We start from the raw sequence: 25,840 nt of genomic DNA, 5'->3' as shown, positions 1-25,840 counted from the left end.
CGGCTCGTACCGCGCCGGATCAGTCGGGCGCGACGCCCGCCCGGTGCGCGAGCAGCGCCGCCCCGACCAGCCCGGCGTCGTTGCCCCGGCTCGCCGCGATGATCTCGGTGTCGAGGTGCAGGAACCCGGAGAAGCGCGCGAACTCGTGCGCCGCCGCGCCGCCGACGACGATGAGGTCGGGCGACATGATCGACTCGAGGTGCCGGTAGTAGCGCTCCAGCCGCGCCGCCCACGCCTCGAAGGTCAGCCCCTCGCGGCGCACGGCGGAGAACGCGGCCTGCATCTCGTAGTCGCCGCCGTCGATGTGCACGTGTCCCAGCTCGCTGTTCGGGATGAGCGTGCCGTCGTGCAGCAGCGCCGTGCCGATCCCGGTGCCGAGCGTCGTGAGGATCACGAGGCCGTCGCGGCCCTGCAGCACGCCGTACTCGAGCTCGGCCACGCCCGCGGCGTCGGCGTCGTTGACGGTGAGGACGTCGATCCCGCTGCGCTCGCGGATGGCGGTGCGCGCGTCCATGCCGAGCCACCGGTCGGAGATGTGGGCGGAGGAGCGGACGATGCCGTCCCGTACGATGCCGGGGACGCCGACGCCCACGGGCAGGTCCTCGTCGGGCGTCAGCTCCAGCACGATCTCGGCGATCACGTCCGCGATGTCCTCGGGCTCGCCGCCCACGGGCTTCGCGACGGTCATGCGCTCGGTGAGCCGGATCCCCGTGGTGACGTCGACGATCCCGGCCTTGAGCGTCGTGCCGCCGATGTCGATCCCGAGAGCCAGCCGGTCGCGACGGGCGAGGTGCTCCGCGGCGCCCTCGGGCGCGGCGACGACGGCGCGGTCGACGGGGATGAACCCGCCTGCCGCGCGGCCGGTCTCGGAGGCGGGCCGCGGCGCGGTCTCGGGCTGGGGCACGGCGGGGCCTCTCGGTTGCGGGTTGCGGGTTGCGGGGCGCGGGTGCGCGGCGGGCGGAGCGGCGGATCAAGCGGCCCGGCAGGTGGATCCCGGGCCGTCGGCCGCGGGGCCGCCGCGCCTCAGAACGCCCGGTTCGCGTAGACGATCCCGCAGGCCACGCCCACGGCGCAGACGACCGCGAGCCCGACGACCGCACCGGCCGCCGCGGCGGCCAGACGGGGGAGGGGACTCGTCACGGATCGAGCCTATGCCAGCCCGGCAGGACCGTCGCCGCGGCGCCCGGCCGAGCATCCGCCCAGGAACCCACCGAGTAGGCTGGCCGGGATGGAGAAAGAGGCTGCCGTGTCCGAGGACGAGCTGACGTTCCGGGCGGCGTACTGGCCCGTGCTCCTCCTGCGCGCACTGCCCGCCCTCGCGCTCGCCGCGTTCATCACCTTCTCCACCGACCACTCGCCGTCCCTCGGCCTCGTGGCGTTCGGGGTCTTCGCGATCCTCTCCGGGCCCATCACCGCGGGCCTCGGCGCCCGGGTCCTCCGCGGTCCCGCCGCGCGGATCCGCACCGGCGCCATCGTGCAGGGCGCGATCACCGCGGTGGCCGGCGTCGCCGCACTGCTCGCGCGCGACGGGGGCGTGCTCGTGCTCCTCTACGTCGTCAGCGTCTGGGCCGTCGTCACCGGGTTCCTGGAGCTCGTCGCCGGCCTGCGCTCGCGCGGCCGCGTGCCGGGCGCCACCGACGCCGTCACCGCCGGCGCGCTCACCGTCGTCCTCGCCGTCGCCTTCCTCCTGGTGCCGCCGGACCTCGTCGTGCAGTACGGCGGGGTCGAGCAGCGCGAGGGCCAGCTCACCGCTCCCGTCGTGGCCGTCGGCCTCCTGGGCGCCTACGCGGCGATCGTCGGGGTCTTCCTGGTCATCGCCGCCCTGAGCATGAAATGGGGCACCTCCACGCCCACCGCGACCTCCGCGGCGGACGCCCCCCGGACCACCGAGAGCGCGAGCTGACCGTGACTTCCAACATCCGCAAGGACCGCATGCGCCCCGCCGAGCTGCTCGGCATCGCGGGCGTGCTCGCCGCGTTCGTGGGCCTCATCGTGGCCCTCAGCACCCGGCCGGCCGACGCCCAGGGCTGGACGGTCGTGATCGTCTTCACGGGCGTTGCGTTCATCGGCGCGCTCGTGATGATGGCCATGCTCGTGCTGTCGTTCAAGCCCAACCGCGACGAGCTGCAGGACATGGACGACCAGGACCACCCGGATCGGCCGACCCGGCACTGAGCGTCGTCGCGACACCCGGCCGGCCCTCCTGACCGTCTGACCGCCTGACGCCACTCGACCGCGTCGGGTCCGGGGGCCGAGCCGCGGATCCCCGCACCTCCGCCCCCGGGCCAGCCGGCTCAGAGGATGTGGTCGACCAGCTGCGACGCCAGCCCCGCGTAGCCCGCCGGGGTCAGCTCGAGCAGCCGCGCCTTGGCCTGGTCCCCGATGTCGAGCCCGGAGACGAACGCGCGCATCTCGTCGCGCCCCACGCGCTTGCCGCGCGTGAGCTCCTTGAGAACCGCGTACGGGTCGCTGATGGAGCTGCGTCCCGCCACGATCTCGGCGCGGATGACGGTCTGGATGGCCTCGCCGAGGATCTCCCAGTTTCCGTCGAGGTCGGCCGCGAGCAGCGCCCGGTCGACGTCGATCTCGAGCAGCCCGCGCCCGATGTTGTCGAGCGCCAGCAGCGAGTGCCCGAGCGCGACGCCGACGTTGCGCTGCGTCGTCGAGTCGGTGAGGTCGCGCTGGAGCCGCGACGTGACGAGCGTGGACGCCAGCGAGTCGAGCAGCGCGTCCGAGAGCTCGAGGTTCGCCTCCGCGTTCTCGAAGCGGATGGGGTTGATCTTGTGCGGCATGGTGGACGAGCCGGTGGCGCCGGCCTGCGGGATCTGCCGGAAGTACCCCATGGAGATGTAGGTCCACACGTCGGTGCAGAGGTTGTGCAGCACGCGGTTGACGTGGGCGATGCGCGTGTAGAGCTCGGCCTGCCAGTCGTGCGACTCGATCTGCGTGGTCAGCGGGTTCCACACGAGCCCGAGCGACGTGACGAAGGCGCGCGACTCCGCGGGCCAGTCGACGTCCGCGTCGGCGGCGAGGTGCGCGGCGAATGTGCCGGTGGCGCCGCTGAACTTGCCGAGCACCTCGACGTCCTCCACGTCGGCCCGCAGGCGCTCGAGCCGGTGCACGAACACCGCGAGCTCCTTGCCGAGGGTGGTGGGCGTGGCCGGCTGCCCGTGCGTGCGGGACAGCATGGCGTCGTCGCGGAAGAGGAGGGCCCGCTCGCGCAGCGCGCCGATGACGGAGACCAGCTTCGGCAGCCACACCTCGCGCACGGCGCGGTCGATGACGAGCGCGTAGGAGAGGTTGTTGATGTCCTCGCTCGTGCACGCGAAGTGCGTGAGCTCCGCGACGTGGCCGAGGCCGAGCTCCTCGAGGCGGTCGCGCACGAAGTACTCCACGGCCTTCACGTCGTGCCGGGTGACGGCCTCGACGCGGGCGAGCGCGTCGATCTGCTCCTGCCCGAAGCCCTCGACGACCTCGCGCAGGGCCGTCTTCTGCTCGTCCGTGAACGGCGAGGAGGAGAGGAGCGACCGGTCGGTGAGGTGGATGAGCCACTCGATCTCGACGTGGATGCGCGCCCGGTTGAGGCCCGCCTCCGAGAGGTGCTCGCCGAGCTCGGTGACGACGGGGGCGTAGCGGCCGTCGAGGGGGCTCAGCACCTGCGGGGGCAACGGGCTCATGCGGGGGGATCTCCTAGCTGGGGGGACGGATGCCGGGCTCCACCTGCGCGAGGAGGGCCCGGGCGGCTCGCTCTATCATCCCAAGAACCCGATCGAACATCGCCGCGTCCGTGTAGTACGGGTCGGGCACGTCCCGCAGGTGGGCCTGTGGAGGATCGAACGACAGCAGCAGGTGGATCTTCGCCCGGTCCGCCTCCGTCCTGGCCCACTGCCGCAGCGTCCGCTCCTGTCCGCGATCGAACACGACGACCAGGTCGAGGTCCGGGAGCGTGTCCGGGTCGAACTGCTTGGCGCGGTGCGCGGATCCGGCCAGGCCGCGGCGCTCGAGCGCGGCGAGCGTCCGCGCGTCCGCCTGCTCGCCCACGTGCCAGTCGCCCGTGCCGGCGCTCGTCACGGAGACGCGGTCCGCGTACCCGGCCCGCTGGACCAGGTCCCGGAAGACGACCTCCGCCATGGGGGAGCGGCAGATGTTGCCGGTGCAGACGAAGGCGATCCGGAAGACGGGTGGAGCCGTCGCGGCCGGAGAGTCGGGGGCTCCCATGCGCTCATTCTGTCGGCTGCGGTCCCTCCCCACATCCCCGATCCGCGGCCCGTCCCCCGGATGCGGCCCCCGGCGGCTGGCCCTGGTCGCCGCCGGCGCACGATGCGGGCCCACGGGAGAGGACGGGACGTGATGCGGGAACAGCCGGGCGGATGGGATGCGGGCGGCGGCGATCCGCTCGGCGGCACGGGGCGGGGGAGCGGGAGCACACCCGGCCAGCTCCGCGCGGAGGCGCTGACGCGCGCGCACGCGCTCGCCGCCATCGCCGATGCGGTCGCGGAGACGCAGCGCGACATCGCGTCCTGCCGGGACGACCCGTCGTGGTCCGGCCGCGCGCACGACGCGTTCGTCCGTGCCCTCGACGACCTCGCCGGCCGCGTGGCGCTCGCCGGCACCCTCCTCCACGACGCGTCCGCGCCCGGCTGCCCCGGAGCGCACGCGTGACCGCGGCGGTCGCGGGGCTCACCGTCACGGAGGGAGGCGGCACCGCGGTCGAGACGGACGACCTCACGCGCATCGCCGCGCGGCTCGACGACGCGGGCGGGCGCCTGGACGACCATGCCCGCGCGCTCGCCCTGCCGCCGCTGGTGGCCTCCATCACGGGCGATCACGATGCGGCCCTCGACGCCCCGCGCGGCCTCCTGGCCTCCGCCGCACACGATGCGCGGGCGCTCGCCGCGGACCTGCGCCGCGTCGCCGCCCAGTACGTGGACGGGGAGCGGGACGTGGACCGCTGCGTGCGATCCGCCTCGGGCGAAGGTGCGACGGATGCGGCTCGCGCCTTGCTGGGCGGCATCGGCGGCGAGCCCGACCCGCTGAGGCTGGGCGGGCTCCGGCTGCTGGGCGTCGGCAGCATGCTCGCCCTCCATCCCGACGGGCCCGGCCGCATCGTGCTCCCCGGCGTCCTCCGCGACGTGGTCTCGGACATCGCGGCCTCGGCCACGCGCTTCCTGCCGGGGCGCCCTGCTGGCGACGACGGCGTGCGCGAGACGACCGCTGGCCTCCTCGCCGCCCTGGGCGCGGTGGGCCTGCTCCGGGACGCGCCGGCGACCGTCCGCGTCCGCCGTGACGCCCTCCGATCGGCGCCCGCGACGCTGGGCGACCTCTCCGAGCGGATCCCCGACCCGGTCCCCGGCGCCCCGCAGATGCGCGTCGAGGAGTACCGCGCTCCGGACGGGCGCCGCCGCTTCGTGGCGTACCTCGGCGGCATGGTGACCCTGGATCCGCGCACCGGGCGCGAGGACTTCGGACCCGCCTCGGCGGTAGCCGCGCTCGCCACGGAGGGCGGATCCGCCGTCCACGCGGCCGAGACTGCGCTCCGCGACGCGGGCGCGACCGCGGACGACGAGGTCTACGTCATCGGCTACTCGATGGGCGGGATCCTCGCGCGGTCGGTGGGCGACGCGCCGGGCTTCCACGTCACCCACGAGCTCACGTTCGGCTCCCCGGTCGGGCAGCTGCCGATCCGCGAGGGGATCGACGGCGTGGCGGTGGAGCACACGGACGACCCCGTCCCCGCGCTCGGGGGCGCGCGGACGTCGGAGGGGGACGCGGGCGACGACGTCGTGGTGCGCACCCCTGCCTTCGCGCCGACCGCGCAGGCGGGTCCGCTTGGCGCGCACGAGCTCGACACCTACCGGGAGACGGCGGCCGAGATGGACGCATCGCGCTCGCCGCTCCTGGAGCGCGCGCGCGACGAGCTCCACGGGTTCCTCGACGGGGCGACGCCCGTCGCCTCCCACCTCTACCGGGCGGAGCGCGGACCGATCAGGCCGTCGGGTGCACCGGGCGGTGGGATGTGACCCGCGGGTCAGGCCCTCGAGGTCACCGGGCGGAGGACGAGACCCACCAGCCAGCTGAAGAACGCCATGAGCAGGGCGCCGAGCACGCCCCACCAGAATCCCTCGACCGTGAGGCCGAAGCCGAGCGCGTCGGAGATGGCGCCGACCAGGAGGAAGAGCAGCCCGTTGACGATGAGCGCGATGAGGCCGAGCGTGAGGATGTAGAGCGGGAACGCCACGATCCGGATGGCCGTGCCGATCACGCCGTTCACGACGCCGAAGATCGCGCCGAGCAGCAGGTAGGTGAGCACCGTGGCCGTGGTGTCGCCCGGTTCGTAGGCGGTCACGATGGTGCCGGAGACGATGAGGGTGGTGAGCCAGAGCGCGACGGCGTTGACGACCACGCGGACGAGGAATCGGGGCATGCGGCGATCCTCGCAGACGCCGCCCGCGCGGACCATGGGCCAGGCGGTGACCCGCCCGTAGAATCGCCCGGTGATCCCCGAACCCGCGCCCCTCGACGACGCCGCGCCCGTCAGGCTCCGTCCCGCCATCGCGGCCATGGTCGCCTACCGACAGGGCAAGCCGGCCGGCGAGGACGACTTCAAGCTCTCCAGCAACGAGAACCCGTTCGAGCCGCTGCCCTCCGTCCTCGCGGCGCTCGACGCCGTGCGCGACGTGAACCGCTACCCCGATGCGGGCGCGACCCTGCTGCGCACCGCGCTCGCCGAGCGCTTCGGCGTCACGGTCGACCACGTCCACGCGGGCGCGGGATCCGTCGCGATCCTCTCGCAGCTCATCACGGCCGCCGCGGGCCCGGGCGACGAGGTCGTCCACGCGTGGCGCTCCTTCGAGGCGTACCCCACGCTCATCACGGTCGCGGGAGCCACGGGCGTGCCCGTCCCGAACCTGCCCGACCACTCGCACGACGTCGACGGCATGATCGCGGCCCTCACGGACCGCACGCGCGTCGTGATCGTCTGCACCCCGAACAACCCCACCGGCACCCTCGTGACGGAGGCCGACCTCGAGCGCCTGCTCGCCGCCGTCCCGCGCGACGTGCTCGTGCTGCTCGACGAGGCGTACGGCGAGTTCGTCGGGAAGGAGCATGCCCTCGACGGCATGCGCCTCGTGGCCGACCACCCGAACCTCGTCGTCCTCCGCACCTTCTCGAAGGCGTACGGCCTCGCCGGCCTCCGCATCGGCTACGCCGTGGGGCACCCGCGCATCCTCGACGCCGCCCGCTCCGCCGCCATCCCGCTGTCCGTCACGGGCCATGCGCAGCACGCGGCGCTGGCGTCGCTCGAGCACGAGGACGAGCTCCTGGAGCGCGTGGCCGTCCTGGCGCGCGACCGGGACGAGGCCTGGCGCGCCCTCACCGAGCAGGGATGGGATGTGCCGCGACCCCACGGTAACTTCGTCTGGCTGGCCACGGGCACCGAGACCGCCGAGGTGGAGGCGCAGCTGGCTGCCGCCGGGCTGGTGGTGCGCGCGTTCGCGGGCGAGGGCATCCGCGTCACCATCGGCGAGCCGGCCTCTGTCCGGAAGCTCCTGAAAGCGTCGGCCGAGATTGTCCAGGGGCTGCCGGAGGGCCACCCTGCGCGCCGGTAGGTTGGGACGATGCCGGAAAGCGATGTGACGGTCCAGCTCCTGACCCCCGCGGGCGAGCTCGCACCGAGCGACTCCGCCGAGGAGTTCCTCCCGTACTTCGAGCGACTCACGGAGGACGAGCACAGCGGCTTCCTCCGCGACATGCGCCTCACGCGGGCGTTCGACCTCGAGGCCACCAACCTCCAGCGCCAGGGCCACCTCGGCCTTTGGGCGCCGAGCACCGGGCAGGAGGCGGCTCAGGTCGGATCCGGTCGGGCCACGCGCCCGCAGGATCACGTGTTCCCCGCCTACCGCGAGCACGGCGTCGCGCTGATCCGCGGTGTCGACCCGGTCGACATCGTCCGCCTCATGCGCGGCGTCACGCACGGCGGATGGGATCCGGCCGTGGCGAACTTCCACCTCTACACACTGGTCATCGGCTCGCAGGCGCTGCACGCCACGGGCTACGCGATGGGCGTCGCGTTCGACGGCGACGTCGGCACGGGCGACCCGGACCGCGACACCGCCGTCATCGCCTACTACGGCGACGGCGCCACCAGCCAGGGCGACGTGAGCGAGGCGTTCGTCTTCGCCGCGAGCTTCCAGACCCCGCAGGTCTTCTTCCTGCAGAACAACCACTGGGCGATCTCGGTCCCCGTCAGCACGCAGTCGCGCACGCCCCTCTACCTCCGCTCCCGCGGCTTCGGCGTGCCCAGCACCCAGGTCGACGGCAACGACGTCTTCGCGAGCTACGCCGTCACGGCCAAGCACCTCGACGACGCGCGGAACGGCGGCGGCCCCTCCTTCATCGAGGCGCTCACGTACCGCGTCGGCGCGCACACCTCGAGCGACGACCCCACGAAGTACCGCACCGACGACGAGCTGCAGGGCTGGGTTGCCAAGGACCCGATCGCCCGGCTCGAGGCGTACCTGCGAAACCAGGGCGCGCCGCAGTCGCTCTTCGACGGCATCGACGAGGAGGCCAAGGACCTCGCCGCCGACGTCCGCCGCCGCACCATCGAGCTCACCAGCCCCGCGCTGCCCGGCATCTTCGACCACGTCTACTCGGAGCCGCACCCCGTCACGACGGAGCAGCGCGAGTGGCTCGAGCGCTACGAGGCCTCCCTGGAGGGGAACCGATGACCGACACCATCGACCGCGCGGCCACGCCCGCCGGATCCGACGACGCCGCCACCCCGAGCGCGGGAGCCCCCGCCGGCATCGAGACCATGCCGATGGCGAAGGCCCTCAACGCCGGCCTCCGCCGCGCGCTCGAGGACGACGACAAGGTCCTGCTCATGGGCGAGGACATCGGTCCGCTCGGCGGCGTCTTCCGCATCACCGAGCACCTGCAGCGCGACTTCGGCGCCCGCCGCGTCATCGACACCCCGCTCGCCGAGTCCGGCATCGTCGGCACGGCCATCGGGCTCGCCATGCGCGGCTACCGGCCGGTCTGCGAGATCCAGTTCGACGGCTTCATCTACCCGGCCTTCGACCAGATCACGAGCCAGCTCGCCAAGATCACCAACCGGCACGAGGGCGCCGTGCGCATGCCCGTCGTGATCCGCGTGCCGTACGGCGGCCACATCGGCGCCATCGAGCACCACCAGGAGAGCCCCGAGGCGTACTTCGCGCACACGCCCGGCCTCCGCGTCGTGAGCCCGAGCACCCCGCACGACGCCTACTGGATGATCCAGGAGGCCATCCAGAGCGACGACCCGGTCATGTTCTTCGAGCCCAAGGCGCGCTACCGGCCGAAGGGCGAGGTCGACCTCTCCGCTCCGGGCCTCGGCCTGCACGAGAGCCGCGTCGTGCGCTCCGGCACCGACGTCACGCTCGTCGGCCATGGCGCCATGGTCGCGATGCTGCTCCAGGCCGCCGAGCTCGCCGCCGAGGAGGGCACGAGCGTCGAGGTCGTCGACCTGCGCTCGCTGTCGCCCGTCGACTACGGCCCCATCCTCGAGTCGGTCCAGCGCACCGGCCGCCTCGTCGTCGCGCAGGAGGCGCCCGGCCATGTGTCCGTCGGCTCCGAGATCGCGGCCACCGTCACCGAGCGCGCGTTCTACTCGCTCGAGGCGCCGGTGATCCGCGTCTCCGGCTTCGACGCCCCCTTCCCTCCCGCCAAGCTCGAGACGCTGTACCTCCCGGATGCCGACCGCATCCTCGAGGCCGTCGACCGCTCGCTCGCCTACTAGACGCCGCCCGCCGCACAGATGCCCGCCGCTCCCCAGCGGCACGATGACAAGGACCGCACGATGGCTGATTCCGAGTTCACCCTGCCCGACGTGGGCGAGGGCCTCATCGACGCCGAGATCGTCTCGTGGCGCGTGCAGCCGGGCGACCAGGTGGCGCTCAACCAGGTGATCGTCGAGATCGAGACCGCGAAGTCGCTCGTCGAGCTGCCGAGCCCGTTCGAGGGCACGGTCTCCGGCCTGCTCGTGCAGGAGGGCCAGACGGTCGAGGTGGGCACGCCGATCATCGCGATCGCGCAGGGCTCGCCGAGCGTGTCCGGGCCCGCGGAGACGCCCGCGCAGATGGCGCTGCCCGGCGAGACGGTGATCGAGGACGACACGGCCATCGAGAACCGCGAGCCGGCGCCCGCTCCCGCCGCAGACGAGACCTCCGGTGCCGTGCTTGTGGGATACGGCACGGTCGGCAAGGTCGCGAGCCGGCGTCGCCGTGCCGAGCCGGGCGATGCCGCCCCGGCCGCGCGCCACGCCGCCCGCCCGGGCGCGCAGGCCGGAGCCCCCGCCGCCCGCGCCCCGCGTCCGGACTCGGTGCCCGCCGCCTCGGCCGTGCCGATCATCGCGAAGCCCCCCATCCGCAAGCTCGCTAAGGACCTCGAGGTCGACCTGGCCGAGGTCGAGGCCACCGGGCTCGTCGGCGAGATCACGCGCGAGGACGTCATCCGCACCGCCCAGCAGGCGAGCGTCTTCAAGAACATCGAGACGCCCGAGTGGCCGGATGCGCGCGAGGACCGGATCCCCGTCAAGGGCGTCCGCAAGGTCATCGCCGCGGCCATGGTGCAGAGCGCGTTCCAGGCGCCGCACGTGAGCCTCTTCGTCGACGTCGACGCCACGCGCACGATGGAGTTCGTCAAGCGGCTCAAGGCGTCCACCGACTTCGCGGGCGTCAAGGTCTCGCCGCTGCTCATCATGGCGAAGGCGATGATCTGGGCCGTGCGCCGGAACCCCACGGTCAACTCCTCGTGGACCGACCAGGAGATCATCGTCCGCCACTACGTGAACCTCGGCGTGGCCGCCGCGACCCCCCGCGGGCTCGTCGTGCCGAACGTCAAGGAGGCGCAGGCCATGTCGCTGCTGGAGCTCGCCCGCGCGCTCGAGCAGCTGACGCTCACGGCCCGCGACGGCAAGACGACCCCGGCCGACATGGGCCAGGGCACCATCACGATCACCAACATCGGCGTCTTCGGGATGGACACGGGCACGCCCATCCTCAACCCGGGCGAGGTCGCGATCGTCGCGCTCGGCACGATCAAGCAGAAGCCGTGGGTCGTCGACGGCGAGGTGCGTCCGCGCTTCGTGACGACCATCGGCGCGAGCTTCGACCACCGCGTGGTCGACGGCGACGTGGCGAGCCGGTTCCTGGCGGACGTCGCGAGCATCATCGAGGAGCCGGCGCTGCTCCTGGAGTGAGGGGGCCGCCCTCCACAGCGGGGGCGCCGTGGTCTTGAGAGTGGTTATCAATACCGTAATGTCGGATCCATGAACCGTCGCCCCCTCACCGCCCTGCTCGCCGTCTCGCTCCTCGCCGTCCCGCTCGCCGGCTGCGCATCCGGATCCACCACCCCCTCCGCCGATGCGTCGGCGTCCGGCACGGGCACGCTCGAGGTCGTCGCCTCGACCGACGTCTACGGCGACATCGCGCAGCAGATCGGCGGCGACGACGTGAAGGTGACGTCCATCATCGACAGCCCCGACAAGGACCCCCACGAGTACCAGGCCACCTCGCGCGACCAGCTGGCGCTCTCCACGGCCGACATCGTGATCCAGAACGGCGGCGGCTACGACGACTTCGTCGACACCATGATCAAGGCGCTCCCCGGCGGGAAGAGCCCCGTCCTGCTCAACGCGGTCGACATCTCCGGCTTCGACCAGAAGCCGGCCGAGGGCGAGCTCAACGAGCACGTCTGGTACGACATGCCGACGATGAAGAAGCTGGCCGAGGAGATCGAGCAGGCGTTCTCGAAGGCCGACGCTCCGGGCGCCGCCACGTTCGAGGCCAACGAGCAGGCGTTCACCGCGAAGCTCGACGGCATCGCCCAGGCCGAGGCCGCCGCGAAGCCCGCGGGCACCGGCAAGGGCGTCGCGATCACCGAGCCCGTGCCCCTCTACATGACGAGCGCCATGGGCCTCGAGAACCGCACGCCGGACGAGTTCAGCGAGGCCGTCGAGGAGGGCACCGACGTCCCGGCCGACGTGCTCAAGGAGACGCTCGCGCTCTTCGCCGAGAAGAAGGTCGCCGCGCTCGTCTACAACTCGCAGACCACGGGTGCCACGACCGACCAGGTGGTCGCCGCCGCGAAGGCCGCCGGCGTCCCGGTGGTCCCGGTCACGGAGACGCTCCCCGCCGACCTGCCCGCGGGCAGCGGGTACGTTGAGTGGATGACCGAGAACGTCGACGCCGTGGCCTCCGCGATCCGGGGATCGTGACCGGCGCACCCGTCCTGAGCCTCCGGGACGCGACGCTCGCGTTCGGCGCGCGCACCCTCTGGAGCGGACTCGACCTCGACGTGGCACCCGGCGAGTTCGTCGCGGTGCTGGGTCCGAACGGATCCGGCAAGACCAGCTTCCTCAAGTCCGTCCTCGGCGCCCAGCGCCTCACGTCGGGGGAGATGCGCTTCCTCGACGAGCCGATGCGCCGCGGTGCGCGGCGCATCGGCTACATCCCGCAGCAGAAGCTCATCACCGCGGCCACGCCCGTGCGGGCGCGCGACCTCGTCGGCTTCGGCGTCACCGGCCACCGCTGGGGACTGCCGATCAGCCGGCGGGCCGAGCGGGCCCGGGTCGACGAGCTGCTCGACGCGGTCGGCGCCACGGCCTACGCGGACGCCCCGGTCGCGACGCTCTCGGGCGGCGAGCAGCAGCGGCTGCGCGTGGCCCAGGCCCTGGCGTCGGATCCGCGGCTCCTCCTCTGCGACGAACCGCTCCTCAGCCTCGACCTCGGCCACCAGCGCGTGGTCAGCGAGCTCATCGACCGGCACCGCAGGGAGACCGAGGCGGCCGTCGTGTTCGTCACCCACGACGTCAACCCGGTGCTCGACATGGTCGACCGGGTCCTGTACCTCGTAGGCGGCCGGTTCCGCATCGGCACGCCCGATGAGGTCCTCGACTCGGAGGTGCTGAGCTCGCTTTACGGCACACCCGTCGACGTGGTGCGTGTACGCGGCCGCGTGGTCGTGGTCGGCGCCACCGACGACCCGCACGGGCACCACTCGCACGCCGACCACGATCACGACGAGCACGGCGACCACGGGCCGCACGGCCTCCACGCCGCGGGCCCCGAGGGCGCAGGTTCCGACGCCGCGGGCTCCCACGCCGCGGGCCCCGAGGGCGCCGTCGGCTCGACCGACGGGAGGGCCGCGTGATCCACCTCCTCGCCGACGCGGGCGACGTCTGGTCGCGCCTGTTCGACTTCTCCGACTACGGCGCGCTCGTCGCGCTGCTGCGGAACAGCATCATCGCGGGCGCCGTGCTCGGCGTCGTGGGCGGCCTCATCGGCGTGTTCGTCATGACGCGCGACCTCGCCTTCGCGGTGCACGGCGTGAGCGAGCTCTCGTTCGCGGGAGCCGCGGCGGCCCTGCTGCTCGGCGTCAACGTGGTCGGCGGATCCCTGGTGGGCTCGCTGATCGCCGCCATCGCCATCGGCGTGCTCGGCACGCGGGCGAAGGACCGCAACTCGATCATCGCCGTGATCATGCCGTTCGGCCTGGGCCTCGGGATCCTCTTCCTCGCCCTCTACGACGGACGCGCGAGCAACAAGTTCGGACTGCTCACCGGTCAGATCGTGTCGGTCGACAACCCGCAGCTCGGCTACCTCGTGGCCATCAGCGCCGTCGTCATCGTCGGCCTCGCCGTCGTGTGGCGCCCGCTGATGTTCGCGAGCGTCGACCCCGACGTGGCCGCGGCCCGCGGCGTCCCGGTGCGGATGCTCTCGATCGTCTTCATGATCCTGCTCGGCCTCGGCACGGCGGTCTCCATCCAGATCGTCGGCGCGCTGCTCGTGCTCTCGCTGCTGGTCACGCCCGCGGCCGCGGCGATGCGCGTCTCCTCGACGCCGCGCGTGGTCGTCTCGCTCAGCGTGCTGTTCGCCCTCGCGAGCATCGTGGGCGGCATCATGCTCGCGCTCGGCAGCAGCATCCCCATCAGCCCGTACGTCACCACCATCTCGTTCACGATCTACCTCGTCTGCCGCGGCATCGGCGCCCTCCGGGCGCGCAGCGGCACGTCGGGCGGGACGCGTACCCTGACGGGGCGGGGAGGATCGACCGCCGGGAGGGCACGGGCATGAAGCGGAACACGTGGCAGCGCGAGGCCGTCCGGCAGGCGCTCGACGCATCGACGGAGTTCGTGAGCGCGCAGCGCCTGCACGCGCGCCTGCACGACGCGGGATCCCCGATCGGGCTGGCCACCGTCTACCGCGCGCTCGGCGACCTCGCCGCGGAGGGCGACGCCGACTCGCTGCAGTCGCCCGACGGCGAGGCGCTCTACCGCACGTGCGCATCGGGCGGCCACCACCACCACCTCATCTGCCGCGTCTGCGGCAAGACCGTCGAGATCGCGGCCGACGAGGTCGAGTCGTGGGCGCACGACGTCGCGGCGCGCAACGGCTTCACCGCGCCGAGCCACGTGGTCGACGTCTTCGGGCTCTGCGCCGAGTGCACGCGCCGCGCTGCCGAGGCGGCGGACGGGCCGACGGCCGGCGTCGCCGAGGCCCCCGCATCCGCATGATCCCGGGCCCCCGGCTTGCGTCCGGGCGTGTCGTCGCGTAATCTCGACCTTTGCCGAGCGGCTCATCCGCTCGCATGTGCGCCCGCTGCCCCTCCCGAGGGGCGGATCCCCTTCTCTCGAGAACCGGGGACGGGCGTGCCGACAAGAAATCTTGGGTAGGGCGGTCTCGCCCTACGGTACCTACGGAGGAAACCATGGCAGCAACCTGCCAGGTGACCGGCGCCGTCCCCGGCTTCGGACACAACATCTCGCACTCGCACCGGCGCACCAAGCGCCGCTTCGACCCGAACGTGCAGAAGAAGACGTACTACGTCCCCTCGCTGCGTCGCAACGTCAAGCTCACGCTCTCCGCGAAGGGCATCAAGGTCATCGACGCCCGCGGCATCGAGTCCGTCGTCAAGGACATCCTCGCTCGTGGGGTGAAGATCTAATGGCCAAGCAGCAGGACGTCCGTCCGATCATCAAGCTCCGCTCGACGGCCGGCACCGGGTACACGTACGTGACCCGCAAGAACCGCCGCAACAACCCCGACCGCCTCGTGCTGAAGAAGTACGACCCGGTCGTCCGCACGCACGTCGACTTCCGCGAGGAGCGCTAACCATGGCCAAGAAGAGCAAGATCGCCCGCAACGAGCAGCGCAAGGTCATCGTCGAGCGGTACGCCGCGAAGCGCCTCGAGCTGAAGAAGGCCCTCGTGGACCCGAACGGCACCGACGAGAGCCGCGAGGCCGCCCGCGCCGGCATCCAGCGCCTCCCGCGCGACGCCTCGCCCATCCGCGTCCGCAACCGCGACGGCATCGACGGACGCCCCCGCGGCAACCTGTCGAAGTTCGGCATCTCGCGCGTGCGCTTCCGTGACATGGCCCACCGCGGCGAGCTTCCGGGCATCACGAAGTCCAGCTGGTAGGTTCCAAGCGGCCGTACGGCCGAACGGACCGCTGATGGCCTCTTCGGCTCGCACGGTCCGCTGACGTAGACAGACCCCATCCACCACACGGCCGCTCGTGAAGAACGGCACCAGGTCCGAGGAGGACACCCATGGCTGACAAGTCACTCAACCGCACCGAGCTCGTTGCCGCCGTCGCCGCGGAGTCGGGCCAGAGCCAGGCCGCCGTCAACGGCGTCCTGGACGCGCTCTTCTCGACCGTCGCGACCAACGTCGCCGACGGCGTGAAGGTCACGATCCCGGGCTGGGTCGCGTTCGAGCAGACGGCTCGCGCCGCGCGCACCGGCCGCAACCCGCAGACGGGCGAGCCCCTCGAGATCAAGGCGTCCAAGGGCGTCAAGGTCTCCGCCGGCAGCAAGCTCAAGGCCGCCGTCAAGTAGTCCTCCTCACCACACGCCCAGCGGGGGCGTCGACTCCGGTCGACGCCCCCGCTGTCGCGTTCCCGGCCGGTCGCGCGGGTGCCGACGGCCGCCAGCCGCCCGTCAGGACGGGCGAGTTAGGCTGATCCCCTCATGCCCAGACTCCTCCGCGTCGCGGGGCCCGCCGCCCTCCTCATCGTCGCGTTCCTCTCCCTGCTGGCCGCCCTCGCCATCGGCGGGGGTGCCGCCCCGCAGCTCCTCGAGGACGCCGGGCCCGTGGTCCGCTACGGGCTGCCCGCGGCGAAGATGATGGTGAACATCTCCGCGGCGACGGCCATCGGCGCGCTGCTGCTCGCGGCCTTCGCCCTGTCGCGCCAGCGCCCCGAGTACGGCCGCGCGCTCGACATCGCGGCCGCGGGCGCCGCCCTCTGGACGGTCGCCTCCGCGATCACCGCCTTCTTCACCTTCCTCAGCGTCTCGGGCACCGCGTTCTCGTTCAGCGCGGAGTTCGGCACGAGCCTCGGCCTGGTGCTGACGCAGATCTCCGTGGGCCAGGCCTGGCTCGCGACCACTCTGATCGCGGCGACCGTCACGGTGCTGTGCTTCGCGGTCCGCAACCACACGGCCATCGCGTTCGTGCTCGTCATCGCCGTGGGCGGTCTCGTGCCGATGGCGCAGCAGGGCCACGCGGGCGGCACCGAGGGGCACGACGCCGCGGTCAACGCGCTCGGCCTGCACCTCGTCTTCGCCGCGATCTGGCTGGGTGGCCTGGTCACGCTGGCGCTGCTGCGGTCGAAGCTCGACGGCGACCGGCTCGTGCCGGTGCTGCGCCGCTACTCCGCCGTGGCGCTCGTGTGCTTCGTGGTCGTCGCGGCCTCCGGGTACGTGAGCGCCGAGATCCGCGTAGGCTCGCTCGACCGGCTGCTGACCGCGTACGGGCTGCTCGTGCTGATCAAGGTGGCGGCGCTCCTCGCGCTGGGGCTCTTCGGCGCCGCGTACCGGCGGGTGCTCATCGGCCGGCTCGAGGAGCGCGGATCCGCGGCGCGCGGGCCGTTCTGGTGGCTCGTCACCGCCGAGCTCGCGTTCATGGGCGTCGCGTCCGGGGTCGCCGCGGCTCTCGCCCGCACGGCGCCGCCCGTGAGCCAGGTCGTCGCGACGCAGCTTCCGGATCCGACGCCCGCGCAGATCCTCACCGGCGAGCCGCTGCCGCCCGAGCTGACGCCCATGCGCTACCTCACCGAGTGGAACTTCGACCTGCTCTGGATCCTGCTGTGCGCCTTCGGGATCTTCTTCTACCTCGCCGGCGTGCACCGCCTCCGCACGCGCGGCGACGCGTGGCCCCTGCACCGCACGATCCTCTGGGTCGCGGGCATGATCGGCCTCTTCTACATCACCAACGGCGGCGTGAACGTCTACCAGAAGTACCTCTTCAGCTCGCACATGCTGGCGCACATGGTGCTCGCCATGGTCATCCCGCTGCTGCTGGTGCCGGGCGCCCCCGTCACGCTCGCGATGCGCGCCATCCGCAAGCGGCAGGACGGCAGCCGCGGCGGCCGCGAGTGGATCCTCATGGCCATGCACTCGAAGTTCGCGTCGTTCGTGGGCCACCCGGTCGTGGCTGCCGTGCTCTTCGCCGGCTCGCTCCTCGTCTTCTACTACTCGCCGCTGTTCAGCTGGGCCACGACCGACCACATCGGGCACCAGTGGATGATCGTGCACTTCCTCATCGTCGGGTACCTCTTCACGCAGAACCTCATCGGCGTGGATCCCATGCCGGTGCGCCTCGCCTACCCGATGCGCCTGCTGCTGCTGCTCGCGACCATGGCGTTCCACGCGTTCTTCGGCCTCTCGCTCATGACCGGCACCGGGCTGCTGCTCGCGGACTGGTTCGGAGCGATGGGGCGGCCGTGGGGCGAGTCGGCGCTGGCCGACCAGCAGGCCGGCGGCGGCATCGCGTGGAGCATCGGGGAGATCCCGACGGTGGTGCTGGCGATCGTCACGGCGATCATGTGGAGCAAGAGCGACAAGCGGGACTCGGTCCGGTACGACCGCAAGGCCGACCGCGACGGCGACGCCGAGCTCGAGGCGTACAACCGCAACCTCGAGGCGCTGCAGGCGGCCGAGCGGCGCTGAGCCCTCCTGCCCGACCGGGTGGCGCGGGTCAGTCGCGCGTGCTCCCGCGGCGGCGGCGGGCGGCGACGAGCACGGCGATGCCCGTCATCAGCTCCCACGCGGTGACCGTGTAGACGGATCCGCGCTCCCAGATCCCGTCGATGTCCGACCCGCCGAGCACCTCGAGCAGCGCGACCGCGATGAGGCCGACGACGCCCAGCGCGACGCTCGCGATGCGGAAGACGCGCGCGGCGCCGACGCGGCCGGATCCGAGACCCGCGACGATCGAGGCCGCGTTGCCCGCGATGATCGCGAGCCCCGCCCCGACCACGTGCATCCAGCCGATGCCGCTCGCCGCGCTCGAGGCGCTGCCGTGGACGAGGCCGACCACCGTGATCCCGACGGCGTGCACCGCGGCGAGGGCGAGGAACGTCCGGCGGGGGCCGGCGCGGAGGGCCCGGGTCGCGATGACGGCGGCGAGCAGGTAGAGCACGCCCTGCAGGATGAAGCCGGCGTTCATCACCGCGTGCAGCGGCGAGTCGATGGCGCGGCCCTGGAACACGGCGACGTCCGGAACGCCGAGGTCGCTGATGTAGTTGGCGGAGTAGCTGTAACCGGGGAAGGCGGACGCGGCGATCGCCTCGGTGCCGACGTAGACGACGGCGGCGGCGATCCAGGCGACGCCGGCGGCGGCGGGGACGGGGGCGGTGCGGGTGCTCGGGGTGCGGATCCGGATCAGCTCGTCGCGGTCTCCAGCAGCGGCACGAGCTGGTCGAGCGCGTAGCCGGTGGAGAGCGTGGTGCCGATCGAGTAGGCCGACGAGACGTCGCCGTCGAGGACGATGGAGTGGCCGGCCGCGACCGCGGGGATCGCCTGCCACAGCGGGTCGTCGGTGATGACGGACTTGTCGATGAAGATCGGGAACGCCACGATCACGTCGGCGTCGAGCAGGTCGAGCTGCTCGGAGGAGACGTCGACCGAGAAGCCGCCGGCGTTGACGGGGATCCCCGCGATGGTCGGGCTCTGCTCGAAGCCGAGGCGCTCGAGGAACGCGACGCGCTCGCTGCCCTCGGCGTAGGCGCCCCAGCCCTCGCTGGTCTTGGTGGCGGCGGTGGCCGTCTTGCCCTTCCAGTCCGGGTGCGCGGCCGCGACCGCGTCGAAGCGCGTGTCGACCGCGTCGAGGAGGGCGTCGCCCTGGTCCTCGCGGCCGAGCGCCTCGGCGATCATGTCGACCTGGTCGTCCATGTCGGTGAGGTAGCTGTCGGCGCCCTCGGGCACGCCGATGGTGGGGGCGATCTGCGAGAGGCGGTCGTAGCGGTCCTGGTCGCCGGATCCCTTGGTGTCGAGGATGAGGTCGGGCGTGAGCGCCGCGATCGCCTCGTAGGACGGCTCGAGGGTCTCAATGATCTGCGGCTTCTGCGTGTAGAGGCCCTGCGCCCACGGGCCGACGCCGTCCGCGTCGGCGCCGAAGCCGAGCCAGTCGGACGCGCCGACGGGCTGCACGCCGAGCGCGAGCGCGGTCTCCGCGTCGCCCCAGCCGAGCGCGACGACGCGCTTCGGCTCGCTCGGCACGGTGACCGCGCCGAACTTCGTGTCGACGGTCGAGGGGAAGGCGCCGGTCGCGGATCCGGACGCGGGCGGGGCGGAGGCGCCGGGGTCGGAGGAGGCGGTGCATCCGGTGAGGGCGAGCGTCGCGACGGTGAGCGCGACGAGGGCGGAGCCGGTGGTGGGGAACCTCATGTTGCGGGGCCTCTCGGGTGTTCGGGTGCGGGCTGACGGGCCGGTGTGGATCCCGTCAGGCAAGGGGAGCCTAACCTAACGGCACGGTAGGCTGACGGGGCCATGTCGCTCCGGGTCCTCGCGCGCGCCTCCGCCCCCGACGCCCCCGAGGGCCGGGCGCGGAGCGGACTCACGCGCTCGGCGGGCCTGCTGCTCGCGCTCGGGGTGCTCGTGCTCGCGTGCCTGGCGAGCGTCGCCGTGGGGTCGCGCGACATCCCGCTCGGCGCCGTCGTCGACGCGCTCGCCGGGCGGCCGCGCGATCCGGCCGAGCTCGTCGTGATCCTCGACCTCCGCGTCCCGCGCACCCTCGTCGGCCTGGCCGCGGGGCTCGCGCTCGGGGTCGCGGGCGCGCTCATCCAGGCCGTCACGCGGAACCCGCTGGCGGATCCCGGCATCCTCGGCGTCACCGCCGGCTCGGCGTTCGCGGTCGCCATCGCGACGGGCGTGCTCGGCGTGACCGCCGTGAGCGGTTACATCTGGTTCGCCTTCGCGGGGGCACTCGTGGCGGCCGTGGTGGTCTACGTCGTCGGATCCGCGGGGCGCGGCGGCGGGGATCCCGTGCGCCTCACGCTCGCCGGCGTTGCCCTCGGCGCGGTGCTCGCGGGCATCACCTCGGGGATGCTCCTGGCCGACCCCCAGGGCTTCAGCGCCATGCGCGCGTGGGAGTCGGGCTCGCTGCAGGACCGCGGCTGGGACGCCCTCCTGCCGGTCGCGCCGTTCCTCGCGGGGGGCGTGATGCTCGCCGCCCTCATCGCCCGGAGCCTCGACGCGGTCGCGCTCGGCGACGACCTCGCGCGCTCGCTCGGCGCGAACGTCGTCGTCGTGCGGGCCGTGGCCGTCGTGGCCGTGACGCTGCTCGCGGGCGGGGCGACCGCGATGGCGGGGCCGATCGCGTTCGTGGGGCTGATGATCCCGCACATCGCGCGCTGGATCGTGGGGCCCGACCAGCGCTGGATCCTCGCGTACACGATCGTGCTCGCGCCCGTGCTCCTGCTCGGCGCCGACATCGTGGGCCGCGTCGTGCTGCGCCCGGCCGAGCTGCCCGCCGGGATCGTGACGGCCGTGCTGGGCGCGCCCGTGCTGATCCTCCTCGTCCGCCGACAGAGGGCGGCGGGGCTGTGAGCGCGCGCGCCCGCGCCGACGCCGGCCGCCGCCCCGCCGCGCGCATTCCCGGCACCGTACGCCTGCCCGTCGTCGGCATCCGGCTGCAGCGCCGCGAGGTGCTCGTGGGCGCGGCGCTCGCCGTCGCGATCCTCGCCCTCGCGCTCGTGGCGCTCGGCACCGGCGACTTCCCGCTGACGGTGCCCGAGGTGATCCGCGCGATGCTGCTCCCCGACGGCTCGTTCGCGTCGACCATCGTGCTCGAGTGGCGCCTCCCGCGCGTGCTCGCCGCGTTCGGCGCCGCGCTCGGGGTCGCCGGCGCCGTGTTCCAGTCGCTCACGCGCAACCCGCTCGGATCGCCCGACGTCATCGGCTTCTCGACGGGCGCCTACACGGGCGCGCTCATCGTGACGACGCTGGCGGGCGCGACCTTCCTGCCCACGGCGATCGGGGCGCTCGCGGGCGGGCTCGGCACGGCGCTCGTCGTGTACCTGCTCGCGTACCGTGGCGGCGTGCAGGGGTTCCGGCTGATCATCACGGGCATCGCCGTCACGGCCGTGCTGCACGGGGTCAACACGTTCCTGCTGCTGAAGGCGGGCACCGAGGTCGCGATGGCCGCGTCGATCTGGGGCGCCGGATCCCTCGCGCTCGTCGGCTGGGACCGCGCGCTGCCGGCGTTCGTCGCCCTCCTCGTGCTGGCGCCCGCGATCCTGCTGCTCTCCGCGCCGCTGCGGCAGCTCGAGCTCGGCGACGACGCCGCGCGCGCCCACGGCGTGCGGGCCGAGCCCACGCGGCTCGCGCTGCTGATCCTCGGCGTCGCGCTCACCGCGGTCGTGACGGCCGCGTCCGGGCCGATCGCGTTCGTCGCGCTCGCGGCCCCGCAGATCGCCCGCCGCCTCACGCGGAGCGCCGGCCTGCCGCTCGTGCCGGCCGCGCTCACGGGCGGCCTGCTGCTGCTCGCCGCGGACTTCGCCGCCCAGCACGCGCTGCCGGGGACGGTGCCCGTGGGCATCGTCACGGTCGTCGTCGGCGGCGCCTACCTGATCGCGCTGCTGATCCGCGAGGCGTCCCGACGTGCCTGACGCCCCCGCCCCCGACCCGATGGGAGATCCACCCGTGGACGACACCGAGACCCGCGCGCCCGCGGCCGCCGCGCCCACCGCGTCGGCAGCGACCGGCGCCCCGCGTCTCCGCGCCGAGGGCGTCACGCTCTCCTACGACCGGCGGGTGATCTCCGAGCAGCTCGACGTGTCCGTGCCGGACCGCTCGTTCACCGTGATCGTCGGCCCGAACGCGTGCGGGAAGTCGACCCTGCTCCGCGCGCTGTCGCGCCTGCTCGCGCCGACCGCGGGCGGCGTGCTCCTCGACGACCGGCCGCTCGGCTCCTACCGTGCGAAGGAGGTCGCGCGCATCGTCGGCCTCCTGCCGCAGAGCGCCATCGCGCCCGAGGGGATCACGGTGGCCGACCTCGTGGCGCGCGGCCGGTTCCCGCACCAGAACCTCATCCGCCAGTGGACGTCCACCGACGAGGACGCCGTGCAGGAGGCGATGGCCGCGACGGGCGTCGCCGACCTCGCGGACCGCCACGTCGACGAGCTCTCCGGCGGCCAGCGCCAGCGCGTGTGGGTCGCGATGGCGCTCGCGCAGCAGACGCCCGTGTTGCTGCTCGACGAGCCGACGACGTTCCTCGACATCGCCCACCAGATCGAGCTGCTCGACCTCCTCGCCGACCTGCACCGCGACGGCAGCACCATCGTCGCCGTGCTGCACGACCTCAACCACGCCGCGCGCTACGCCGACCACCTCATCGTGATGGCGGACGGCCGCGTGGTCGCGTCGGGCGCCCCGCGCGACATCGTCACGGCCGAGCTGGTGGAGGAGGTCTTCGGCCTCCCGTGCCTGGTGATCGACGACCCCGTCTCGCACACGCCGCTCATCGTCCCGAGCGGAGGCCGGTGGGCCTGAGCCGGGCGACCCGGCCGACCGGATCAGGCGGCGGCCGGCGGCGCGCTGATCGACACCATCCAGTCGATCCCGAAGCGGTCCGTGCACATGCCGAACCGATCGCCCCACGGCGCGGGCTCCAGCGGGAGCACGATCGTGCCGTCGGCCGTCAGCGCGTCCCACCAACCGCCGAGCACGTCCGCGTCGTCGCCCGACAGCGAGAGCGTGATGGCGGATCCGCTCGGCACGCCCATCGCGGCCGGGGTGTCCGACGCCATGAGCACGAAGCCCGCGCCGGAGGTCAGCTGGCCGTGCATGACCTTGTCCGCCTCGGCCGGATCCGTGGCCATGCCGCCATCGCCGAACGTGGTCGTCTCGACCTCGCCGCCGAAGATCCCCTGGTAGAAGAGGAGCGCGTCGGCCGCCTGGTCGCGGAAGGACAGGTACGGGTTCATGGTCGCGGACATGGGGGCGCTCCTCGGGTGACGGATCCCCGCGGTCGCACGGACCCTGTTGCGTCCCGATCCTGGCCCGGCCGCCCCCGCACCGCACCGTGACGCGGGGGGAGGGTGCCGGGAGCGGCTAGAGGCCCTGGATCCGCACGCCCGAGGTCTCGTCCACGCTGACCCGCCAGCTCACGCTGAACGGCACGTCCTCGTCGAGGTCCTTGACGCTGCCGTCGTACAGGGAGCGGACCGGCACCTTGATGTGCGCGGTGCCGACCGTCGACGGCACGACCCAGTCGAGGTCGGCGGGGTCGTCGCTCGCGGGCTGCAGGGTGATCTCGGGCATGGCCGTCATGCTCCACACGGGCGGCGCGGTGATCCGGTCGCGGATCGTCTTCCCGAACGGGCAGCCCGACGGGTACAGCACGGCCTGCGTCGTGCACTGCGTCAGGTAGGACTCGACCTCGGACTGCACGGACGCCACGAGGTCGTCGGTGGGCTCGGCGTCGACGCGGGCCGGCACGACGCTGCCCGGCTCGGTCACGGCGACCTCCGCGTCCTCGGCCTGGAGGTACTCGGATGCGTGGTCGAGCGCGAGGGACGCGGGCGCGAGCACGAGGTACGTGGATCCGGCGCCTTCGGCAGCCTCGCCCCCGGGCGTCGCCGATACGGCCAGCCCGTTGGCCGTGAACGTCGCCGCGTGCCGCAGCTCGAGGTCGATCGCCGCGACCGGGCTCGTCGCGAACTCCCACCGCGCGAAGAGGCCGAGGGCGGCGGGGGTCTCGCGCACCAGGAACTCGGTGGATCCGGGCCCCGACGGCAGCGTGTAGGAGTACGTGACCGCGCGCTCGCCGTCGCCCGCGGGCTCGTCGGACACGAGCTCCACGTCGGCGAGGCCGGGCAGCGCGCGGGCGTCGAGGAGGGCGCGGCTCCCCGTGTCCGGCAGCACGACGCCGGGAGCGGAGAGCGCGTCGCGGCTGTCCTCGCGCGCGAGGGCGTCGAGGTAGGAGCGCACGAAGCCGTGGGCGCTGAAGGTGCCCTGGTTGAGCGACGCGACGGTGCCGAGGAACGCCCCGACCAGGAGCGCCGCGAGCAGCGACCACACGAGGACCGCCCGACGCAGCTCCCCGCGCGCGTCGACGGCGGGGCTCGGCATGCGGATCATCCTACGGGCGGGGCATCGACGCCTCCGCGGCCGGGCGCCGGGGTAGATTCGAGTGCGCATCTGCGCGGCACCAGCGGCCGCGGATCCGCGCACCCTCCCGTCCCCGACCCGCCAGGAGCCCCGCGTGAGCACGGTCCCCCTCTCCCCGGAGCAGGCCGCGGTCTTCCAGGCCATCGAGGGCACGCGCGACCACATCTTCGTCACGGGCCGCGCCGGCACCGGCAAGTCGACCCTCCTCACGCACCTGTCGTGGAACACCGAGAAGCAGATCGTGATCTGCGCGCCCACGGGCGTCGCGGCGCTCAACGTCGGCGGCCAGACCATCCACTCGCTGTTCAAGCTGCCCATCGGGGTCATCGCCGACGAGGAGATCGAGCAGACCGGCGAGCTGCGGAAGCTCCTCAACACCATCGACACGCTCGTCATCGACGAGGTCTCCATGGTCAACGCGGATCTCGTCGACGCCATCGACCGCAGCCTCCGCCAGGCGCGCCACAAGAAGGACGTGCCGTTCGGCGGCGTGCAGGTCGTGCTGTTCGGGGATCCGTACCAGCTGGCCCCCGTGCCCGGCGACGGCGACGAGCGCGCCTACTTCGCCGACCGCTACCGCTCCATGTGGTTCTTCGACGCGAAGGTGTGGGAGGAGGCGCAGCTGCGGATCTACGAGCTCACCGAGATCCACCGGCAGCATGAGGAGGCGTTCAAGGAGATGCTCAACGCCGTGCGCCACGGGCGCGTCACGGCGGAGATCGCGGGCGTGCTCAACGCGGCCGGCGCGCGCCCCGCGCCCACCGACGGCGCCATCACGCTCGCGACGCGCAACGACACCGTGAACCGGATCAACGCGGAGGCCCTCAAGCGCCTGCCCGGCCGCTCGCTCACCGCCACCGCCGACGTCACGGGCGACTTCGGCGGGCGCACCTACCCGGCCGACGAGAAGCTCGACCTCAAGATCGGCGCGCAGGTGATGTTCCTCCGCAACGACGTCGACCAGCGCTGGGTGAACGGATCCGTCGGCGTCGTCACGCGCATCGACACCAACGTGTACGTGGAGCTCGACGGCGTCGTGCACGAGGTCGAGCCGGTCACGTGGGAGAAGCACAAGTACTCGTACTCGCCCACCACCAAGCAGCTGCGGCGCGATGTGGTCGCCGACTTCACGCAGTTCCCGCTGCGGCTGGCGTGGGCCGTCACCATCCACAAGTCGCAGGGGAAGACGTACGACCGGGCGATCGTGGACCTGGGCGCGCGCGTCTTCAGCCCCGGCCAGACCTACGTGGCCCTCAGCCGGATCACCGACATCGACGGGCTGTTCCTCACGCGGCCGCTGCGGCCGGGCGACATCATCGTCGACGAGAACGTGCGGCGGTTCATGAGCGAGGCGACCAGGATCCGCGTGACGCCGTCGGTCGCGCCCGCGAGCTGACCC

At 73.0% G+C, this 25,840-nt stretch carries 29 protein-coding genes; 21 read left to right on the top strand and 8 right to left on the bottom strand.

The features are described 5' to 3' along the window. Nucleotides 1-19 precede the first annotated feature (19 nt). Entirely contained in the window at nt 20-904 is an 885-nt protein-coding gene (ppgK, locus tag CMS_RS15205) for a polyphosphate--glucose phosphotransferase (RefSeq protein WP_012300296.1), read from the bottom strand. Nucleotides 905-1,228: 324 nt separating this feature from the next. Between ppgK and CMS_RS15195 the strand changes: the two genes are divergently transcribed. Together CMS_RS15195 and CMS_RS15190 are read left to right on the top strand one after the other, a co-directional pair. Then, nucleotides 1,229-1,903 (top strand): hypothetical protein, encoded by a 675-nt coding sequence (locus CMS_RS15195; protein ID WP_012300294.1) that lies wholly within the window; start codon nt 1,229-1,231, stop codon nt 1,901-1,903. A gap of 2 nt (nt 1,904-1,905) precedes the next feature. Then, nucleotides 1,906-2,175 (top strand): hypothetical protein, encoded by a 270-nt coding sequence (locus tag CMS_RS15190; protein ID WP_012300293.1) that lies wholly within the window; start codon nt 1,906-1,908, stop codon nt 2,173-2,175. 119 nt (nt 2,176-2,294) lie between these two features. On the opposite strand, the gene purB is transcribed toward CMS_RS15190, so the two are convergent. Next, nucleotides 2,295-3,677, bottom strand: coding sequence for an adenylosuccinate lyase (purB, locus tag CMS_RS15185; RefSeq protein ID WP_041464778.1), 1,383 nt, complete (start codon nt 3,675-3,677; stop codon nt 2,295-2,297). A 13-nt stretch (nt 3,678-3,690) separates the two neighbouring features. Beyond that, entirely contained in the window at nt 3,691-4,218 is a 528-nt protein-coding gene (locus CMS_RS15180) for a low molecular weight protein-tyrosine-phosphatase (RefSeq protein ID WP_012300291.1), read from the bottom strand. Between the two features lie 132 nt (nt 4,219-4,350). Here CMS_RS15180 and CMS_RS15175 point away from each other — a divergent pair, with 132 nt between their 5' ends. Further along, nucleotides 4,351-4,662: a hypothetical protein gene (locus CMS_RS15175; RefSeq protein ID WP_012300290.1), complete on the top strand. Its 312-nt coding sequence runs from the start codon at nt 4,351-4,353 to the stop codon at nt 4,660-4,662. Next, complete coding sequence (locus CMS_RS15170; protein WP_012300289.1) at nt 4,659-6,020, top strand: hypothetical protein; 1,362 nt, start codon at nt 4,659-4,661, stop codon at nt 6,018-6,020. The genes CMS_RS15175 and CMS_RS15170 overlap by 4 nt, the downstream gene beginning before the upstream one ends. 8 nt (nt 6,021-6,028) lie before the next feature. On the opposite strand, the gene CMS_RS15165 is transcribed toward CMS_RS15170, so the two are convergent. Continuing rightward, nucleotides 6,029-6,424 carry a phage holin family protein gene (locus CMS_RS15165; protein WP_012300288.1) on the bottom strand — a complete coding sequence of 132 codons (396 nt, stop codon included), beginning with the start codon at nt 6,422-6,424 and terminating at the stop codon, nt 6,029-6,031. A 70-nt stretch (nt 6,425-6,494) separates the two neighbouring features. Between CMS_RS15165 and CMS_RS15160 the strand changes: the two genes are divergently transcribed. The 13 genes from CMS_RS15160 (at nt 6,495) to CMS_RS15100 (ending at nt 17,997) form a co-directional block, all read left to right on the top strand. Further along, nucleotides 6,495-7,610, top strand: coding sequence for a pyridoxal phosphate-dependent aminotransferase (locus tag CMS_RS15160; RefSeq protein WP_012300287.1), 1,116 nt, complete (start codon nt 6,495-6,497; stop codon nt 7,608-7,610). Between the two features lie 9 nt (nt 7,611-7,619). Further along, nucleotides 7,620-8,732 (top strand): thiamine pyrophosphate-dependent dehydrogenase E1 component subunit alpha, encoded by a 1,113-nt coding sequence (locus CMS_RS15155; protein WP_012300286.1) that lies wholly within the window; start codon nt 7,620-7,622, stop codon nt 8,730-8,732. Nucleotides 8,733-8,818: 86 nt separating this feature from the next. Further along, nucleotides 8,819-9,784 carry an alpha-ketoacid dehydrogenase subunit beta gene (locus CMS_RS15150; RefSeq protein WP_012300285.1) on the top strand — a complete coding sequence of 322 codons (966 nt, stop codon included), beginning with the start codon at nt 8,819-8,821 and terminating at the stop codon, nt 9,782-9,784. Nucleotides 9,785-9,844: 60 nt separating this feature from the next. Next, nucleotides 9,845-11,245 carry a dihydrolipoamide acetyltransferase family protein gene (locus CMS_RS15145; RefSeq protein WP_041464777.1) on the top strand — a complete coding sequence of 467 codons (1,401 nt, stop codon included), beginning with the start codon at nt 9,845-9,847 and terminating at the stop codon, nt 11,243-11,245. A gap of 69 nt (nt 11,246-11,314) precedes the next feature. Beyond that, entirely contained in the window at nt 11,315-12,262 is a 948-nt protein-coding gene (locus CMS_RS15140; RefSeq protein WP_012300283.1) for a metal ABC transporter substrate-binding protein, read from the top strand. Beyond that, nucleotides 12,259-13,197: a metal ABC transporter ATP-binding protein gene (locus CMS_RS15135; RefSeq protein WP_012300282.1), complete on the top strand. Its 939-nt coding sequence runs from the start codon at nt 12,259-12,261 to the stop codon at nt 13,195-13,197. The genes CMS_RS15140 and CMS_RS15135 overlap by 4 nt, the downstream gene beginning before the upstream one ends. Continuing rightward, a complete protein-coding gene (locus tag CMS_RS15130) occupies nt 13,194-14,120 on the top strand; it encodes a metal ABC transporter permease (RefSeq protein ID WP_012300281.1) in 927 nt (308 codons plus the stop codon). The genes CMS_RS15135 and CMS_RS15130 overlap by 4 nt, the downstream gene beginning before the upstream one ends. Continuing rightward, nucleotides 14,117-14,560 carry a Fur family transcriptional regulator gene (locus CMS_RS15125; RefSeq protein ID WP_012300280.1) on the top strand — a complete coding sequence of 148 codons (444 nt, stop codon included), beginning with the start codon at nt 14,117-14,119 and terminating at the stop codon, nt 14,558-14,560. Before CMS_RS15130 ends, CMS_RS15125 begins: the two co-directional genes overlap by 4 nt. 194 nt (nt 14,561-14,754) lie before the next feature. After that, nucleotides 14,755-14,991: a 50S ribosomal protein L28 gene (rpmB, locus tag CMS_RS15120; protein WP_012039624.1), complete on the top strand. Its 237-nt coding sequence runs from the start codon at nt 14,755-14,757 to the stop codon at nt 14,989-14,991. Then, a complete protein-coding gene (rpmG, locus tag CMS_RS15115; protein ID WP_012300279.1) occupies nt 14,991-15,158 on the top strand; it encodes a 50S ribosomal protein L33 in 168 nt (55 codons plus the stop codon). Before rpmB ends, rpmG begins: the two co-directional genes overlap by 1 nt. A 2-nt stretch (nt 15,159-15,160) precedes the next feature. After that, nucleotides 15,161-15,466 carry a 30S ribosomal protein S14 gene (gene rpsN / locus CMS_RS15110; RefSeq protein WP_012039623.1) on the top strand — a complete coding sequence of 102 codons (306 nt, stop codon included), beginning with the start codon at nt 15,161-15,163 and terminating at the stop codon, nt 15,464-15,466. Between the two features lie 131 nt (nt 15,467-15,597). After that, nucleotides 15,598-15,885 (top strand): HU family DNA-binding protein, encoded by a 288-nt coding sequence (locus CMS_RS15105; protein WP_012039622.1) that lies wholly within the window; start codon nt 15,598-15,600, stop codon nt 15,883-15,885. A gap of 132 nt (nt 15,886-16,017) precedes the next feature. Further along, nucleotides 16,018-17,997, top strand: a complete 1,980-nt coding sequence (locus tag CMS_RS15100; RefSeq protein WP_041464776.1) for a cytochrome c oxidase assembly protein — start codon at nt 16,018-16,020, stop codon at nt 17,995-17,997. A gap of 28 nt (nt 17,998-18,025) precedes the next feature. On the opposite strand, the gene CMS_RS15095 is transcribed toward CMS_RS15100, so the two are convergent. Together CMS_RS15095 and CMS_RS15090 are read right to left on the bottom strand one after the other, a co-directional pair. After that, a complete protein-coding gene (locus tag CMS_RS15095) occupies nt 18,026-18,613 on the bottom strand; it encodes a DUF998 domain-containing protein (RefSeq protein ID WP_231692863.1) in 588 nt (195 codons plus the stop codon). Between the two features lie 98 nt (nt 18,614-18,711). Further along, nucleotides 18,712-19,716, bottom strand: a complete 1,005-nt coding sequence (locus tag CMS_RS15090; RefSeq protein WP_012300276.1) for an iron-siderophore ABC transporter substrate-binding protein — start codon at nt 19,714-19,716, stop codon at nt 18,712-18,714. 102 nt (nt 19,717-19,818) lie between these two features. On the opposite strand from CMS_RS15090, the gene CMS_RS15085 reads away from it, so the two are divergent. From CMS_RS15085 to CMS_RS15075, 3 genes are read left to right on the top strand one after another with little or no spacing between them, the layout of a single operon-like run. Beyond that, nucleotides 19,819-20,877, top strand: a complete 1,059-nt coding sequence (locus tag CMS_RS15085) for a FecCD family ABC transporter permease (protein ID WP_012300275.1) — start codon at nt 19,819-19,821, stop codon at nt 20,875-20,877. Further along, a complete protein-coding gene (locus CMS_RS15080) occupies nt 20,874-21,938 on the top strand; it encodes a FecCD family ABC transporter permease (RefSeq protein ID WP_012300274.1) in 1,065 nt (354 codons plus the stop codon). Before CMS_RS15085 ends, CMS_RS15080 begins: the two co-directional genes overlap by 4 nt. A gap of 19 nt (nt 21,939-21,957) precedes the next feature. After that, nucleotides 21,958-22,821, top strand: a complete 864-nt coding sequence (locus CMS_RS15075) for an ABC transporter ATP-binding protein (RefSeq protein ID WP_012300273.1) — start codon at nt 21,958-21,960, stop codon at nt 22,819-22,821. Nucleotides 22,822-22,844: 23 nt separating this feature from the next. Here CMS_RS15075 and CMS_RS15070 read toward each other — a convergent pair whose 3' ends face one another. Both CMS_RS15070 and CMS_RS15065 read right to left on the bottom strand, forming a co-directional pair. Beyond that, nucleotides 22,845-23,267 (bottom strand): VOC family protein, encoded by a 423-nt coding sequence (locus CMS_RS15070; RefSeq protein WP_012300272.1) that lies wholly within the window; start codon nt 23,265-23,267, stop codon nt 22,845-22,847. Nucleotides 23,268-23,382: 115 nt separating this feature from the next. Further along, nucleotides 23,383-24,402: a hypothetical protein gene (locus tag CMS_RS15065; protein WP_012300271.1), complete on the bottom strand. Its 1,020-nt coding sequence runs from the start codon at nt 24,400-24,402 to the stop codon at nt 23,383-23,385. A gap of 133 nt (nt 24,403-24,535) precedes the next feature. Between CMS_RS15065 and CMS_RS15060 the strand changes: the two genes are divergently transcribed. Beyond that, nucleotides 24,536-25,837, top strand: coding sequence for an ATP-dependent DNA helicase (locus tag CMS_RS15060; protein ID WP_012300270.1), 1,302 nt, complete (start codon nt 24,536-24,538; stop codon nt 25,835-25,837). Nucleotides 25,838-25,840 lie beyond the last annotated feature (3 nt).

Origin of the sequence: Clavibacter sepedonicus, assembly GCF_000069225.1 — a bacterium.
Taxonomy (GTDB): Bacteria; Actinomycetota; Actinomycetes; order Actinomycetales; family Microbacteriaceae; genus Clavibacter; species Clavibacter sepedonicus.
This window is presented reverse-complemented; position numbering and strand designations above follow the sequence as displayed.